This window comes from Frischella japonica (assembly GCF_014489845.1).
GTDB lineage: Bacteria > Pseudomonadota > Gammaproteobacteria > Enterobacterales > Orbaceae > Frischella > Frischella japonica.
Genome location: NZ_JABURY010000006.1, coordinates 160,029 through 175,299, shown reverse-complemented (window position 1 = coordinate 175,299; position 15,271 = coordinate 160,029). Strand labels below are relative to the sequence as shown.

14 protein-coding genes are annotated in these 15,271 nt (G+C 34.1%); 12 read left to right on the top strand and 2 right to left on the bottom strand.

The window, feature by feature from the left end:
* Positions 1–4 precede the first annotated feature (4 nt).
* Entirely contained in the window at positions 5–544 is a 540-nt protein-coding gene (gene ampD / locus FcAc13_RS02220) for a 1,6-anhydro-N-acetylmuramyl-L-alanine amidase AmpD (RefSeq protein WP_187754564.1), read from the bottom strand.
* A 180-nt stretch (positions 545–724) separates the two neighbouring features.
* Between ampD and ppdD the strand changes: the two genes are divergently transcribed.
* The 12 genes from ppdD (at position 725) to cysS (ending at position 13,465) form a co-directional block, all read left to right on the top strand.
* A complete protein-coding gene (ppdD, locus tag FcAc13_RS02215) occupies positions 725–1,180 on the top strand; it encodes a prepilin peptidase-dependent pilin (RefSeq protein WP_187754563.1) in 456 nt (151 codons plus the stop codon).
* A gap of 2 nt (positions 1,181–1,182) precedes the next feature.
* Positions 1,183–2,349 (top strand): GspE/PulE family protein, encoded by a 1,167-nt coding sequence (locus tag FcAc13_RS02210; protein WP_187754562.1) that lies wholly within the window; start codon positions 1,183–1,185, stop codon positions 2,347–2,349.
* A gap of 15 nt (positions 2,350–2,364) precedes the next feature.
* Complete coding sequence (gene hofC, locus FcAc13_RS02205; RefSeq protein WP_187754561.1) at positions 2,365–3,540, top strand: protein transport protein HofC; 1,176 nt, start codon at positions 2,365–2,367, stop codon at positions 3,538–3,540.
* Positions 3,540–4,316: a prepilin peptidase gene (locus FcAc13_RS02200; protein ID WP_187754560.1), complete on the top strand. Its 777-nt coding sequence runs from the start codon at positions 3,540–3,542 to the stop codon at positions 4,314–4,316. Before hofC ends, FcAc13_RS02200 begins: the two co-directional genes overlap by 1 nt.
* 192 nt (positions 4,317–4,508) lie before the next feature.
* Positions 4,509–5,114, top strand: a complete 606-nt coding sequence (gene coaE, locus FcAc13_RS02195; protein WP_187754559.1) for a dephospho-CoA kinase — start codon at positions 4,509–4,511, stop codon at positions 5,112–5,114.
* 19 nt (positions 5,115–5,133) lie between these two features.
* Positions 5,134–5,889 carry a cell division protein ZapD gene (gene zapD, locus FcAc13_RS02190; RefSeq protein ID WP_187754558.1) on the top strand — a complete coding sequence of 252 codons (756 nt, stop codon included), beginning with the start codon at positions 5,134–5,136 and terminating at the stop codon, positions 5,887–5,889.
* 60 nt (positions 5,890–5,949) lie between these two features.
* On the top strand, positions 5,950–6,174 hold the full coding sequence (gene yacG / locus FcAc13_RS02185) for a DNA gyrase inhibitor YacG (protein WP_187754557.1): 225 nt from the start codon (positions 5,950–5,952) through the stop codon (positions 6,172–6,174).
* Positions 6,175–6,328: 154 nt separating this feature from the next.
* Positions 6,329–7,345 carry a tRNA (adenosine(37)-N6)-threonylcarbamoyltransferase complex transferase subunit TsaD gene (gene tsaD, locus FcAc13_RS02180; RefSeq protein ID WP_187754556.1) on the top strand — a complete coding sequence of 339 codons (1,017 nt, stop codon included), beginning with the start codon at positions 6,329–6,331 and terminating at the stop codon, positions 7,343–7,345.
* 593 nt (positions 7,346–7,938) lie between these two features.
* Complete coding sequence (ycaO, locus tag FcAc13_RS02175; RefSeq protein ID WP_187754555.1) at positions 7,939–9,684, top strand: 30S ribosomal protein S12 methylthiotransferase accessory factor YcaO; 1,746 nt, start codon at positions 7,939–7,941, stop codon at positions 9,682–9,684.
* A gap of 267 nt (positions 9,685–9,951) precedes the next feature.
* Entirely contained in the window at positions 9,952–11,322 is a 1,371-nt protein-coding gene (gene lysC, locus FcAc13_RS02170; RefSeq protein WP_187754554.1) for a lysine-sensitive aspartokinase 3, read from the top strand.
* A 345-nt stretch (positions 11,323–11,667) separates the two neighbouring features.
* The gene (locus FcAc13_RS02165; RefSeq protein WP_187754553.1) at positions 11,668–11,913 is read left to right on the top strand and encodes a GlsB/YeaQ/YmgE family stress response membrane protein; all 246 of its coding nucleotides are present in this window, start codon (positions 11,668–11,670) and stop codon (positions 11,911–11,913) included.
* Positions 11,914–12,070: 157 nt separating this feature from the next.
* Positions 12,071–13,465 (top strand): cysteine--tRNA ligase, encoded by a 1,395-nt coding sequence (gene cysS, locus FcAc13_RS02160; protein ID WP_187754552.1) that lies wholly within the window; start codon positions 12,071–12,073, stop codon positions 13,463–13,465.
* Between the two features lie 956 nt (positions 13,466–14,421).
* Here cysS and trmJ read toward each other — a convergent pair.
* Positions 14,422–15,156: a tRNA (cytosine(32)/uridine(32)-2'-O)-methyltransferase TrmJ gene (trmJ, locus tag FcAc13_RS02155; protein WP_187754551.1), complete on the bottom strand. Its 735-nt coding sequence runs from the start codon at positions 15,154–15,156 to the stop codon at positions 14,422–14,424.
* Positions 15,157–15,271: the final 115 nt, after the last annotated feature.

The window sequence follows — 15,271 nt, the reverse complement described above, 5'->3', positions numbered from 1 at the left end:
ACGATTATTTTAATAAATTATGGTAATGTTCCCAATCAAAATAAGGTCCTGGATCTGTTTTACGATTCGGTGCAATATCACTATGTCCAACTAAGGCTTTAATCGGATAATACTTTTTTAAACATTGGGTTATCATAGTCAATTGTTGATATTGAATGTCAGTAAATGCATCAAAATCACTTCCTTCTAATTCAATACCGATTGAATAATCATTACACTTTTCTTTGCCTTCAAAACATGATACCCCCGCGTGCCAAGCTCGTTTATCAAAAGAAACAAATTGCAAAACTTCGCCATTACGCCGAATAAATAAATGACTTGATACTTTTAATTGATAAATGGATTGAAAATATTCATGCTCATTGGGGCTAAGTTGGCCAGTAAATAACTGCTCAACATATGGCCCACCATACTGTTGAGGAGGCAAACTAATATTATGAATTACCAATAATGTAATCATTTCGCCAACTGGTCGCTCATCAAAAAATGGCGAAGCAATAAATTCGGCTCCGCTTAAACGACCATTTTGTATTTTGCTAAACATTTTAATCCTATTTTAGTATCAGCATTTTGTACTTCATGTCGCAAAATTATATCATGTGTTGGAATCTTGGTTAATGATTTGCTTTTTACCCACCATATTTTAGTTTCCTAAGTCAAATCAAATTCAAAAAAGAATATAGTTTTATCACTCAGATTAATTTGAAAATTTACCGAGACATTTATGTTCAAACACTCTTTACACTTAACTGCTCACCAATCAGGATTTACATTAATTGAATTAATGATCGCCATAGCAGTAATTGCGATTTTAACCGCCATCGGTTTACCGACTTATCAAGGCTATGTTCAAAAAGCAGCAATGACCGATATGTTACAGACCATGAGTCATTATAAATCTGCTGTTGAAATCTGTGCATTTGAACAAGGGAAACTCTCGGCTTGTCATAGTGGAAGTAATGGTATTGCCGATACTAAAACAACTAATTATGTTGCGTCCATAAAAGTTGCATCCGGTCTCATTACCATAATAGGACGTAATACTCTATCGGGTCTAACGGTGGTATTAACCCCCACAATTAATACGACAAATGGTGATATAAGTTGGTCAAAGAACTGTCAAACCAATCCTTTGAATAATGGGTTGACTCAAGCTTGTAACGACGTATTTAGGTTTTAATAATGAACAATTCTAAACAATATGCCGAATATGAAGTCATTGAATTGACTAACCAAATTATTCAAGATTCAGTAATGAAAAGAGCTTCAGATATTCATCTTGAACCTTATCAGAATGTTTACCGTATTCGAATACGCATTGATGGAATATTACAGCTCTTTAATACCTTACCGACTCAATTAGCTAAACAAATTACAGTGCGCATTAAAATTATGGCTAATCTAAATATCGCCGAACAACGTTTACCACAAGATGGGCTATTATGTTTAGGAAAACTAAATATGCGAATTTCGACGTTACCAGTGATTGATGGTGAGAAAATTGTATTACGCATTATGGATAGTGCTCAACATAGTTTATTAATTAACCAGATTGGTTTAACCGCTGAACAACAATTAGATTATCAAACTGTACTTGATAATCCTCAGGGATTAATTTTAGTCACCGGACCTACCGGTAGTGGCAAAACTGTCACCTTATATAGTGGATTGAATTATATTGACAGTTCACAACGTAATGTTTGTTGTGTTGAAGATCCAATCGAAATCCCATTAGAAGGGATTAATCAAACACAAATCAATCTAAAGGCAGGATTAGATTTTGCTCCGATCTTAAGAGCGTTATTAAGACAAGATCCAGATATTATTATGATTGGGGAAATACGTGACACAATTACTGCCGAAATCGCAATTCAAGCTTCACAAACTGGGCACTTAGTACTTTCAACACTCCACACTAATTCAAGTGCTGAAGCACTATTCCGGCTTAATCAAATGGGGATTAAAACATATCTCATCGCTTCGAGTTTAAAACTCATCATAGCACAACGCTTAATCAGGAAGTTATGCCCTAATTGTAAAGTTTTAGCCGAAAATACTTTGATTGTAGAAGAAAATGACCAGCCCAAACATTATTCTCATTACCTTGCTAAAGGTTGCCAATATTGCCTTGGTGGCTATTGTGGCCGCACGGGTATTTATGAATTTCTATTGATTACACCGGCGATTCGTTCCTTACTCCTGGCGCACAATCAATTCACGTTAGACCAAATACAGCAACTAATGCAGCAACAGCAAATTATCACGTTATCTACATCTGCATTAAATCTAGTCAAACAAGGCATTACTTCATTTGCAGAAGTTCAACGCGCAATGGGAGAAAATTATTAATCGGTGGTTATGTTTATGAAAAAACTCTATCTTTGGTACGACCTTCACGGCAAGCAGCACGTAATAGTAGCAAACTCAGGCATACAAGCCCGGCAATTATTGTTGGGCCAGCAAAAAATATTTTTTAAGTTGACAGCAAAAGGATATATCACCAAAAGAAGCTTTTCTTGTCAGCAATTGATTGTGATAACCAAACAGTTAGCAACCATGTTAAAAGCCGGGCTACCAATTATAGAAACGTTAACACTAATATCAAATGAACACCCCATTCTTCAATGGCAATGGTTACTTAATGAAATTAAACAACACCTAATAGAAGGTAAAACAATTACTCAAACCCTGCGTTTTTATCCGGATATTTTTCCAATAATTTATCAAGAAATTATTGCCACTGGAGAACTAACAGGACAATTAGAAAACTGTTTTGAGCGCCTGGCTGAACAATTAGAAAAGAGTCAACAACTCAATAGTAGAATAAAAAAAGCGTTACGCTACCCAATTTTTTTAGTTTTAATGACTATAACTGTCAGCCTGATTATGTTATTAGTTGTATTACCTAATTTTAAAGATATTTATCAAAATTTTGATGCTGAACTTCCCCCCTTTACCTTAACAATAATAGTGTTTTCTGACTTCTTGCGCGATCATGCCCTGTCTATTTTTGGCATTGGTTTGCTGTCTGGTATTATTTATCAAAAATACCTCAAACAACGTTATCAAAAAATAATTGAAAATCAATTATTTAAACTACCAATTATCGGCCAATTAATGACAACAGCCAACTTAACGCAGATCTTCGAAACTTTAACAGTTACTCAACAATCCGGTATTCCATTAGTCACTGGCATAATGACAGCCCAAAAAACGACTTACCATCATATATTTCAAGAGGTTCTAAATAATATCAAAATGACCATAGAACAAGGTAAATCCTTCAGTTTTGCTATTAATGAATCTATAATTTTTCCAAAACTCTGTTTTCAGCTTATCATGATTGGCGAACAATCAGGTACTCTTGATATTATGTTAGAACGACTAGCTAATTATTATCAACAACACAATGATCAACTAACTGACAGCTTAACAAGCAAAATTGAACCAGTTATGATTTCAATCATGGCACTAATTATCGGTAGCTTAGTCATAGCAATGTATTTACCAATTTTTCAATTAGGGAGCATTATCCATTAATGAGTACCATTGTTATCATCGTAACTGGCTGGTTGGGATTATGTTTGGGTAGTTTTACCCATTTAGTGGTAAGTCGTTATTCCCCAACCCAAACTAGTCACCAATTTTTTAATGCAATTATATTGCAACGTTCTCATTGTCCCAAATGCGAATCCCAATTAACATGGTTCTCACTTATCCCGGTTATCTCTTGGTTAATGCAACAAGGTAAATGCCATTCATGCGCTGCACCAATTGCGATTCATTATTTACTTGCTGAAATATTTTTTGCCATTATTTGCATGTTAATTGTCAGTTATTATGGCATTTGCCTGTGGTCAATAATATTAATTTTATTAAGTATTATTTTCACTATTTTAATCATTATTGATTACGTTTATTTGCTACTACCAGATAGTTTTAATTATTCAATCTTATTGTTAGGAATGATCTGTGCGGTTTTTGAACTCGGTCGTTTAAATTTAATGGAGGCATTATGTGGAAGTATATTTGGGTTACTTTTACTGGGGTTGCCATCCCTTTTTTATTATTTATTAACCAAACGTATCGGTTTAGGTAGTGGCGATATCAAATTGCTCGCCGCATTAGGCTCTTGGCTTGAATATCCTCAATTATCAATTTTGCTAATTATCGCCAGCTCATTGGGTCTGATTCATTTTTTTATTATTAAAAAATCTTGGATAAAATCGTTTAAGAAACACACCATTAATCAAATGACAGCTATTCCATTTGGTCCATATTTACTTATTGCAGGTTATGGATTATTAATTTGTTGAATTTATCATTATAAAATGAGCATTTTATTGAAATCACTATTTCGTTTTTTATCTAAATAGCTCACTTTTAATGGGATTATTTACGCTTTTTTGAGAATAAAAATCAGCTATAACCAATAATATTACAAACCTTTGCAGTTATAACTCGGTATGATAAGCTAATAACATGATCGAGAATTTAATTTAATTATTATGCCTTATATTGTTGCTTTAACCGGTGGAATAGCAAGTGGTAAAACAACTATTGCCAATCTTTTCGCGCAATTGGGAGTACCGATTATTGATGCCGATATGATTGCTAGACAAGTCGTTAAACCTGATACACCAGCTTATCAACATATTGTGGCCCATTTTGGTCAACATATCGTTTTACCATCCCGAGAATTAAACCGAGCCAAATTACGTAACATAATTTTTAATTGTCCAGAACAAAGGTTATGGTTAAATCAATATTTACACCCTATCATTCAATCTGAAACCCAACAACAAATAATGCAATTCCATACCCCATATGTCATTTGGGTTGTACCATTATTAATTGAAAATCAATGGCATAAATATGCTGATCGCATATTAATAATTGAAACATCGCAGCAAGTTCAATTAGAAAGACTACAAAAACGCGATAAAATTGATAAAAACTTAGCAAAAAATATGATATCATCGCAGATAACTAGTGAAGATAGACGTCGTTATGCCGATGATATTATTATCAATGATGATCAAACAGCTGACCTTTCTCAACAAGTTACACAATTACATAAACAATACCTTAAATTATCACAAAAAATTATTTAGCAATTAATTATATATACACATGGATAATGCAAAAACTATGGTGATTTTTGAACATCCACTCAATGAAAAAATGCGAATTTGGTTACGTCTCGAATTTTTAATTAAGCAACTGCTACATAATAAAAATTTTGAAGCCAACAATGCTTTGTTTTTCTTTCATTTATTAGACGAACTTTTGGAAATCATCGAGCGCAATGATATTCGGAGTGACTTACTCAAAAATATTGAAGAACAGAAACAGAAATTATCAATTTGGCTTGATGTACCAGGTGTAGATAAGCCTTTACTTGATGATCTATTAATTAAATTAAATACTTTTATACACGAACTGAATTTCAATCCTAAACTAGGTCAGGATTTAAAGGAAGATCGTTTCATATCTTCAATTCGTAAACGAATCACAATCCCTGGTGGATGCTGTAGTTTTGATTTACCTTTTTTTCACCTATGGTTACAACAACCACAAACGATTAGAGAAGAGCAAATCGATCAATGGTTACAAAGTTTGTCGACTTTATTTCAAACGATATCGCTATGTATGCAACTCATTCGTCAATCGAGTCACTTTGAACAGCTCTCTTGTACTAATCATTTTTATCAAAATAGTCAGGATGACATTAGCTTATTGAGAATTAAAGTCCCGTTAGATAAAAAACTATATCCACAAGTTTCTGGCAATAATAACCGGTATGCTATTCGTTTTTTACCATTGGAACCGATTATGAATAATAATGACCAAGAAATGTTGGTCGAGTTTGAATTAGCGTGTTGTTAAATTAAAGTAAAGGCAAGACTATGCTATACTAATTAAAATGTTATTAATGGCATAATAAATATGAAAGCAGAAAAAAACATTGTAAAATGTCCAACTTGTCAAAAATTGGTTGAATGGAGTAACGAGAATTCTTATCGACCTTTTTGTAGCAAACGTTGCCAATTAATTGATTTAGGCGAATGGGCCAATGAATCACATCGTATTGCTGCTGATGATCCCATTGAAGAAGATTTATGGAGCGAAGGCAATATGGCAACGTTCCAACATGACGATGAAATGTCATAATGAACAATAGGCAATTTTCAATCCACCCACTAGACAATATGACCAATTAGTAATCAGACATGTGACATTCTTGAATGAGTACATCAAACTTGATCAATGATGCACTACGTTGAAACGAATGAATAGACCTATGCAAAAGTAATGAGTATAACTAATGAAAATTTTGGCAATTGAAACCTCCTGTGACGAAACAGGTATTGCAATATATGATGACCAACAAGGTTTGCTGGCTAATCAACTTTATTCACAAATTGATCTGCATGCTGATTACGGTGGAGTTGTTCCAGAACTGGCCTCACGTGATCATATCCGTAAAACGGTCCCTTTAATCAAGGCAGCATTGCAGGAAGCAGGATTATCCTCACAGAACATCGATGCAGTTGCTTATACTGCCGGTCCGGGATTAATTGGTGCTTTACTTGTCGGAGCCTCTATTGGACGCTCTTTAGCCTATGCTTGGCAGGTACCAGCTATCGAAGTACACCATATGGAAGGACACCTATTAGCCCCTATGTTGGAAGAAAATCCACCGAAATTTCCGTTTGTTGCCTTACTTGTATCCGGTGGACATACTCAACTCATTAAAGTAACAGAAATTGGACACTACGAATTATTAGGGGAATCGATTGATGATGCTGCCGGTGAAGCTTTTGACAAAACGGCTAAATTATTAGGATTAGATTACCCTGGGGGAGCAAAATTATCTCGTTTAGCACGTTTCGGGGACCCAAATCGTTTCCGTTTCCCACGTCCTATGACCGATAGACCAGGACTCGACTTTAGCTTTTCTGGTCTAAAAACTTTTGCTGCGAATACTATTCATCAACATTTACCATTAAATGAGCAAACTAAAGCTGATATTGCTCGAGCTTTTGAAGACGCATTAGTTGACACTTTAGTAATCAAATCTAAACGAGCTTTAGAACAAACGGGATATAAACGTTTAGTTATTGCTGGTGGGGTTAGTGCTAACACCGTGTTACGCCAAAAGCTAGGTGAAATGATACATAAAATTCATGGGCAAATACATTATCCACGGGTAGAATTTTGTACCGATAATGGCGCAATGATAGCTTACGCAGGCATGGTGCGTTTAAAAGCTCAACAAGCTACTGATTTAGCTATAAATGTTAAACCACGATGGCCATTAAACGAATTGACCAACTGCTGAATAATATTGAAAAATATGTTACTCGTTAAAACAGGATATTTAATAACATATTTTTAAATTATACATATAAAACAGAAGCAAAGCGGCTACTCATTATCGATTTTATAAATATAATGATCTGCATAATCATTTGATGATAAGCTTTTTTCATTTTTAGTGGTTGGTAAAACGTAAACTAATTTTCCAATATTATGACTCAAATTAAATTACACTGACATCAATTCGTATCTGTTACGAATACTTACTGAACTTAAAATAATGGATAGGATCCCCTTATATCCCCTAACATAGCAAATGCGTAACTAAAATTTGATAAAGCAAAGCGTTAATTATTGTGGTTTAACCGATAAATATCCTCCATGCTAATGCCACTCAATTAATTAAAATTAAAGAATTTTGTCGTCGACGATGTATCATAAATTAAAAAAGCTATGACTAAAAGTCTTTGTCGATTAACAATTTTTTATTAATTTTCCTATAAAAATTTTTAGAGATAATCGATTTTCTCTGCAATAATTAACTGCTACATTAATTAAAGGTATTATAATTAAGAATGCAATAATATTAACATAATAAAATTTTGAGACTTTTTAATGAAAACTTATATACCCGGTAAAGATGCCGCCTTAGAAGATTCAATTACCCATTTCCAGCAACGCCTTGCTAATTTCGATTTAGAAGTTAACGAAACATCTTGGCTTAATCCTGTGCCCAATGTCTGGTCAGTACATATTCAAAATAAAAACTGCCCGCTATGTTTTGCTAACGGTAAAGGTGCTAGCAAAAAAGCAGCCTTAGCCTCAGCTTTAGGTGAATATTTTGAACGCTTGTCGACTAACTACTTTTTTTCTGATTTTTATTTAGGACAAAAAGTAGCAAATAGTGACTTCGTCCATTACCCTACAGAAAAATGGTTTGCCATTACTGATGATAATCGCTTACCAGAGGGAATACTTTCACCAGAATTATTATCATTCTATGATCCTGATCATGAATTATCAGCACGTGATCTGATTGATTTACAATCCAGTAATAATGCACGTGGTATATGTGCCTTACCTTTTATACACCAATCAAATCAAAAAACCGTGTATGTCCCCGTTAATTTGATTGCTAATTTATATGCTTCAAATGGTATGTCTGCTGGCAATAGCCAAAACGAGGCTCGGGTTCAAGCATTATCAGAAATTTTTGAACGTTATGTTAAAAACTCTATTATTACACAAGCTATAAGTTTGCCAACTATTCCTAATGACGTTTTAAACCGCTATCCTAATACCGTAAAATCGATAGCATCATTAGAACAAGAAGGCTTTCCTATTTTCTGTTTTGATGCATCATTAGGTGGACAGTTTCCAGTAATCTGCGTAGTTTTGTTCAATCCAGACAATGGTACCTGTTATGCTTCATTTGGCGCACATCCTGATTTTGGGGTTGCACTAGAAAGAACTGTTACTGAGTTATTACAAGGTCGGAGCTTAAAAGACTTAGATGTTTTTTCCCCGCCTTCATTTGATAATGATGATGTAGCTGATCTTAGCAATTTAGAAACCCATTTCATTGACTCAAGTGGATTAATTTCATGGGACTTATTCAGTCAACAAGCTGATTATGCGTTTGTCGATTGGGATTTTTCAGGTTCAACTGAACAAGAATTTCATAATCTTATGTCCATCATGAAGCAACAAGATATTGAAGTTTTGATTATGGATTATCAACATTTAGACGTATATGCTTGTCGTATTTTAGCCGTCGGTATGTCAGAAATTTACCCCCCTGAAGATTTGTTAATTGCTAACAATAACATGGCGATAGATTGGCGTAATACCATATTGTCATTACCAAATAGTGAACTAAACATTGATCAATATTTAGCCCTGATTAACCAACTTGACAATAATAGTTTCGATGATTCTGGCCGAATTCGTGAGTTACTAGGTCTGGCAACCGGTAGTGATAATGCTTGGTTTACTCTACGCGTTGGAGAATTAAAAGCCATGTTAGCCTTAGCAGGACAAGATTTAGAACAAGCAAAAGATTGGATCGATTGGACTATCGAAATGAATAGTTCGATTTTCAGTAAGGAACGTAACCATGCCTATCGTTGTTTGCAAACGCTAGTCGATTTTGCATTATCGCGCGATAAACAACAGTTTTCAGATTACCAAGCAGCATTTAATAAAATGTATGGTGAAACAACGGTTACGACCATGTGGCAATATGTCACTGCTGAAAAACGTTTCTTTGGGTTATTTGCAGTTGATAACAATCTTTCAGAATTTACTGCTCATCAACAATTATTATCGGTTTATACAAAATTAAAACAAACAATGAATTAATCAAATAACACCAAAAATCTGTGGGACAGTTGTCCTACAGAATGGCTAATGATTTAATTTAGCATCACATTTATCTCGCAATTTTAGAACAATATTAACAAATCTTTGATTATCATTTCTACAATGAACGAGATATCATGATATTTTCTTAAAAATATAACAACATAATATTTTTTAATCGTGACTACTTTAATCAGATAAAATCTGTAAAATGCTAGATAAATCATCTTAACAGACACCAATCCGTAGAATAATAACGAGGAAAGAATGAGCAATCAAAGTCAACAATGTGTTATTGCAAAATTTGGTGGCACCAGTGTTGCCGATTATCAGGCGATGAGTAACAGTGCAAATATCGTTTTGAATAATCCCAATGTTAAAGTCGTTGTTTTATCGGCGTCGGCAGGAATAACCAATTTATTAGTAGCCTTAGCTGAAGGACGTGAACCCGAAGTTCGTAAGCAGCACATCGCTAAAATCCAAAACATTCAATATAATATTTTAGAACAACTTCCTGAGAATCCACACCTTCGCGAAGAAATAGATCACGCTATTAATAGCATCGCCTCTTTATCCGAAGCCGCCAGTTTGGCCACTTCTCCCGCTCTTACCGATGAATTAGTCAGTTACGGTGAATTAATGTCTTCACGCTTATTTGTTGAAGTGTTAAAACAAAAAAATAAACAGGCTATCTGGTTTGATGTGCGTAAAGTAATGCGAACTGATAATAAATTTGGCAAAGCAGTGCCAAAGATTGAAGAAATTAAACAACTTTGCTGTGCTCATCTTAAATCGTTAAACACACAACATATCATCGTGACACAAGGTTTTATTGGCAGCGAAAGTTCAGGTAAAACGACTACATTAGGTCGTGGAGGCAGTGATTATACGGCAGCTTTGCTAGGCGAAGCATTAAATGCCACACAAATAGATATTTGGACTGATGTAGCAGGAATTTTTACCACCGATCCGCGTATCGCATCGAATGCTAAACGTATTGATGAAATTACCTTTGCAGAAGCTGCCGAAATGGCGACTTTTGGTGCTAAAGTACTTCATCCTGCAACACTAGTGCCAGCAGTTCGCAGCAATATACCTGTATTTGTTGGTTCAAGTAAAGCACCCGATGAAGGAGGAACGATTGTTTATAGCGCCAATAGTATTAAATCTGAATTACCACTATTTAGAGCTGTCGCGTTACGTCGTAAACAAACACTTTTAACCCTGCATAGCCTAAATATGCTACATGCCCAAGGTTTTTTGGCTAATGTATTTGCTATTTTAGCTAAACATAATATTTCTGTCGATTTAGTCACCACTTCTGAAGTTAGTATTGCATTAACGATTGATACTACTGGTACAAGTACCGATGGTTGTAGCTTACTCACTAAAGAATTACTTGATGAGCTGACCTCATTATGCAATGTTGAAGTGCAAGAAGATTTAGCCTTAGTTGCAATAATTGGAAATAATCTAACTACGATTAAAGGTATGGCTAAAAAAGTTTTTGATCCATTAGAACAATTTAGTATTCGACTATCCTGTTATGGTGCCAGTACACACAATATCTGCTTTTTAGTTAAGAGTAATGATGCCGACTCAATTGTAAATCTTCTACATCAATCTTTATTTGAATAATTGACTAATCGGTGGGTAACACAGCCCACCAATTCGAAGACCCTCTCAAATCATAAAGTGGCGTTTTTAACTAAATTAATTGTCACACCCTATCAGATAAAATAAATATAACTATTGGATTTTTATAAATATTTTTATAAAATGAATATAATTACTTTTTAAAGTTATTAAATATTGATTTTGACAAGCTCATTGCATTTCTGATTTATTGATCAATAACGAGTCTAAAAAAGATTTAACAATCAGTAATAATGTTAAAACCTAAATCAGTCTTGTTTTAAAGTAAAATTTAAAACAGTGTAGTAACTAAGATTTTCATCAATGTCATTAATAAAGGAAAGAATCATGGGTATTTTAAGCTGGATTATTTTAGGTCTTATTGCTGGTTGGTTAGCAAAATTTTTCATGCCAATTGGAAGCGTTGGTGTGGTTAAAACGATTTTATTAGGTATTGCTGGATCACTAATTGGGGGCTATATCAGTACTTTCCTTGGTTGGGGAAGCGTTTCAGGTTTTAATTTCCCAAGTTTAATCATTTCTGTATTAGGCGCAATTTTATTGATTTGGATTTATCGCCTTATCAAAAATTAAATTTATTGATTTTTAGCCCGACTTTTGTCGGGCCTTCCCCGATACATTTTTTATTTTCTCAGTAGTCGGCAAAATTTTCTTTTACCCTTTCTATTGGAGCCTACGACTAAGTTTGTTATATTGTTGAACATGTTAATAACATCCAACTGGAAATTTCATGTTAAAAATCTTCAACACGTTAACTCGCGAAAAAGAATTATTTCAACCGATTCATGCAAAAAAAGTTGGCATGTATGTTTGTGGGGTAACGATCTATGATTTATGTCATATTGGTCATGGCAGAACGTTTGTTGCATTCGATGTTATCACGCGCTATCTACGCTTTTTAGGTTATGACTTAACCTATGTACGCAATATTACTGATGTCGATGATAAAATAATCAAACGAGCGCTAGAAAATGGCGAAACCTGTGATCAACTTACCGAACGCATGCTACAAGAAATGTATGCTGATTTCGATGCTTTAAATATTCAGCGTCCTGATATTGAACCTCGGGCTACGCGGCATATTCCACAAATTATAAAACTAGTTGAAAAATTATTAGCCAATGACCATGCATACGTTGCCGATAATGGTGATGTGTTGTTTGCTGTCGATAGTGATCCGAATTACGGTATTCTATCCAGACAAAATTTAGAACAATTGCAAGCCGGGGCGCGAGTCGATATTGTCGATGTTAAACGTAACCCGATGGATTTTGTTTTATGGAAAATGTCTAAGCCAAATGAACCTAGCTGGGATTCACCTTGGGGTAAAGGTCGTCCAGGTTGGCACATTGAATGTTCTGCTATGAATTGCGATAAATTAGGTGAGCATTTTGACATTCATGGTGGTGGTTCTGATCTAATGTTTCCACATCATGAAAATGAAATTGCCCAATCCACTTGTGCACATCATGGTCAGTACGTTAATTATTGGATGCATTCAGGTATGGTCATGGTTGATCAAGAAAAAATGTCTAAGTCATTAGGTAATTTTTTCACGATTCGTGATGTTTTAAAACATTATGATCCTGAAACAGTACGCTATTTCTTACTATCGGGACATTATCGTAGTCAACTTAATTATAGTGAAGAAAACCTAAAACAAGCTCGCATTGCACTCGAACGATTATATACTGCTTTACGTGATACAGATAAATCATTGGTATATGTGCCGGCTAATAGCCATTATCTACAACGATTTTGCCTCGCTATGAATGATGATTTTAATACTCCTGAAGCTTTCTCGGTATTATTCGACCTTGCGAGAGAAATCAATAAAACCAAAGCTGATATTCAGCTTGAATTAGCTAATCAGTTAGCGGCTGAATTGCGTTATTTAGCACAGGTACTTGGACTGCTCGAACAAGATCCGCTACACTTTTTACAAAGTGATAACCAAGATAATTTGGATATTGCGAAAATTGAGGCATTAATTCAACAACGTAATGAAGCTCGCGCAGCAAAAGATTGGGCACTTGCCGATCAAGCTCGAGATGCATTAAACGCAATGAATATTGTGCTCGAAGACGGTGCAAACGGTACCACTTGGCGTAAAAAAAGCGTCTAGTGTTGCAATTTAATATTAATCGCTTAAATCAGTTTGTATCATAACTTACAAACTGATTTATTAGTTCATTAATGTATTTTTCAAAAATTCTTAAATAGAATTCGTTTTTTACTTAAATATTTATGACAGCTATAAATAAACATTAAAATCAGGGTAAAAACCAAATTTTCTTACTTTCTATTTACTTATTAAAAATCTTAACACCCTCTATACTTAATATTTTTAGTATTAAAGTCCCAGACAATAAAAATCGATGGTATATTTAGTTGAAAAAAACAATTTTATCTCATAATAAGTCATTACCGATAAATGATAACTTTTTTGCTGCTAATCACTGTACTTTGGATAATAACAAATACTCTTTATAATCTTTGGTATGTTTGAGTAATAAGAACAATATCGCTAAACTTTAGTGATTTTTTAAATCTAATTGTATTTTTTATTTGATAATGATTAATACGATTTTGGATATTTATGTAAATTGTTTTTTAGAAACTCGCAAACGATCTACAAGCTATCTAGTAAAAATAATGGCCCTGTTCATTGAAAGAGAAACATTGAAATAAATTATCCGCATGGCGCATAAGTCATCTTAATTAACAAATAGTACCTATTTTCACAAACCACAATCAATAATAATCACTGATGCACTATAACGATTAATTATTTATCAATATCTAATTAATTATCCGTCATAGCTTTACAGGATTTTCCTGTACTATAACTCAATGAATTTTATGGATTATCATAACATTAACCGACATAATTACACGCACTATTGAGGAATATTACAATCTAACTTGTTGCCACCAGAATCCGTTAATGGGAAGACTGTTTCTCCGCATAAATATTTAATAAAATCCAGTTGCTGAATAATCAAACAAGTTTGTAAATAGATTAAAATCGGAACTAAAATTTACAGAAATATAAAAAACATTACATCTAATCTGATTAGATTAATTTTTCTGTTGTTTATCAACTGAGGTTAAAATACCACGTAAAATATTTAACTCTTGCTGTTCTATACGAGCGCGGGTAAATAGTCGACGTAAACGCCCCATAATTTGCCCAGGATGATTAACATTAATAAAACCAGTATTAATTAATGTCTGTTGCAAATGTTGGTAAAAACGTTCTATGTCCATATCTTTTGGATAATCATTTGCTTCATTTATTTGTTGAGGTTGCTGATTAAATTGAATAATTGTGCGCCGAATCTCGTAACATAATACCTGCACTGACATGGCTAAATTTAATGAACTATATTCAGGGTTAGCCGGAATTGAAACATGATAATGACATTTTTGCAATTCTTCATTGGTTAAGCCAACTCGCTCCCGCCCAAAAACCAATGCAACTTTATGGCCTTGTTGCAGCTCTGCCACAATTTTCTCACCACATTGATAAGACTCTAGATGAGGCCATTGTAAATGACGTGAGCGTGCACTAGTCCCAATAACCATTTCGCATTCAGCAATAGCTTCTTCCATAGAATTAACAATTTGTGCATTTTTAATAATATCACTCGCACCGGCGGCTAATGAAATGGATTGCGAATCCGGTTTAATGATGGGATTAACTAAACACAATTGCGTTAAACCCATGGTTTTCATAGCTCGAGCAGCTGAGCCCATATTACCAGTATGTGAAGTTTCGATTAAAACGATTTTTATATTTGTCAATGAAAGCATTATCTGAAAATCCAAGAAAATTTATGTCGTATTTTAACATAAACTAGAAAAAGCCTAAAATACTGTTATACTATACGGCTAAATCGTCTCATTACCCCATTATTTTTGGGGAAAA

Bases quoted from the DNA above. Each gene is read 5' to 3' on its own strand.
- FcAc13_RS02210 (WP_187754562.1), top strand. From the start codon at position 1,183: ATGAACAATTCTAAACAATATGCCGAATATGAAGTCATTGAATTGACT.
- FcAc13_RS02165 (WP_187754553.1), top strand. From the start codon at position 11,668: ATGGGTATTTTAAGCTGGATTATTTTAGGTCTTATTGCTGGTTGGTTA.
- ycaO (WP_187754555.1), top strand. From the start codon at position 7,939: ATGAAAACTTATATACCCGGTAAAGATGCCGCCTTAGAAGATTCAATT.
- FcAc13_RS02200 (WP_187754560.1), top strand. From the start codon at position 3,540: ATGAGTACCATTGTTATCATCGTAACTGGCTGGTTGGGATTATGTTTG.
- trmJ (WP_187754551.1), bottom strand. From the start codon at position 15,156: ATGCTTTCATTGACAAATATAAAAATCGTTTTAATCGAAACTTCACAT.
- ppdD (WP_187754563.1), top strand. From the start codon at position 725: ATGTTCAAACACTCTTTACACTTAACTGCTCACCAATCAGGATTTACA.
- yacG (WP_187754557.1), top strand. From the start codon at position 5,950: ATGAAAGCAGAAAAAAACATTGTAAAATGTCCAACTTGTCAAAAATTG.
- cysS (WP_187754552.1), top strand. From the start codon at position 12,071: ATGTTAAAAATCTTCAACACGTTAACTCGCGAAAAAGAATTATTTCAA.
- hofC (WP_187754561.1), top strand. From the start codon at position 2,365: ATGAAAAAACTCTATCTTTGGTACGACCTTCACGGCAAGCAGCACGTA.
- tsaD (WP_187754556.1), top strand. From the start codon at position 6,329: ATGAAAATTTTGGCAATTGAAACCTCCTGTGACGAAACAGGTATTGCA.
- ampD (WP_187754564.1), bottom strand. From the start codon at position 544: ATGTTTAGCAAAATACAAAATGGTCGTTTAAGCGGAGCCGAATTTATT.
- lysC (WP_187754554.1), top strand. From the start codon at position 9,952: ATGAGCAATCAAAGTCAACAATGTGTTATTGCAAAATTTGGTGGCACC.
- coaE (WP_187754559.1), top strand. From the start codon at position 4,509: ATGCCTTATATTGTTGCTTTAACCGGTGGAATAGCAAGTGGTAAAACA.
- zapD (WP_187754558.1), top strand. From the start codon at position 5,134: ATGGATAATGCAAAAACTATGGTGATTTTTGAACATCCACTCAATGAA.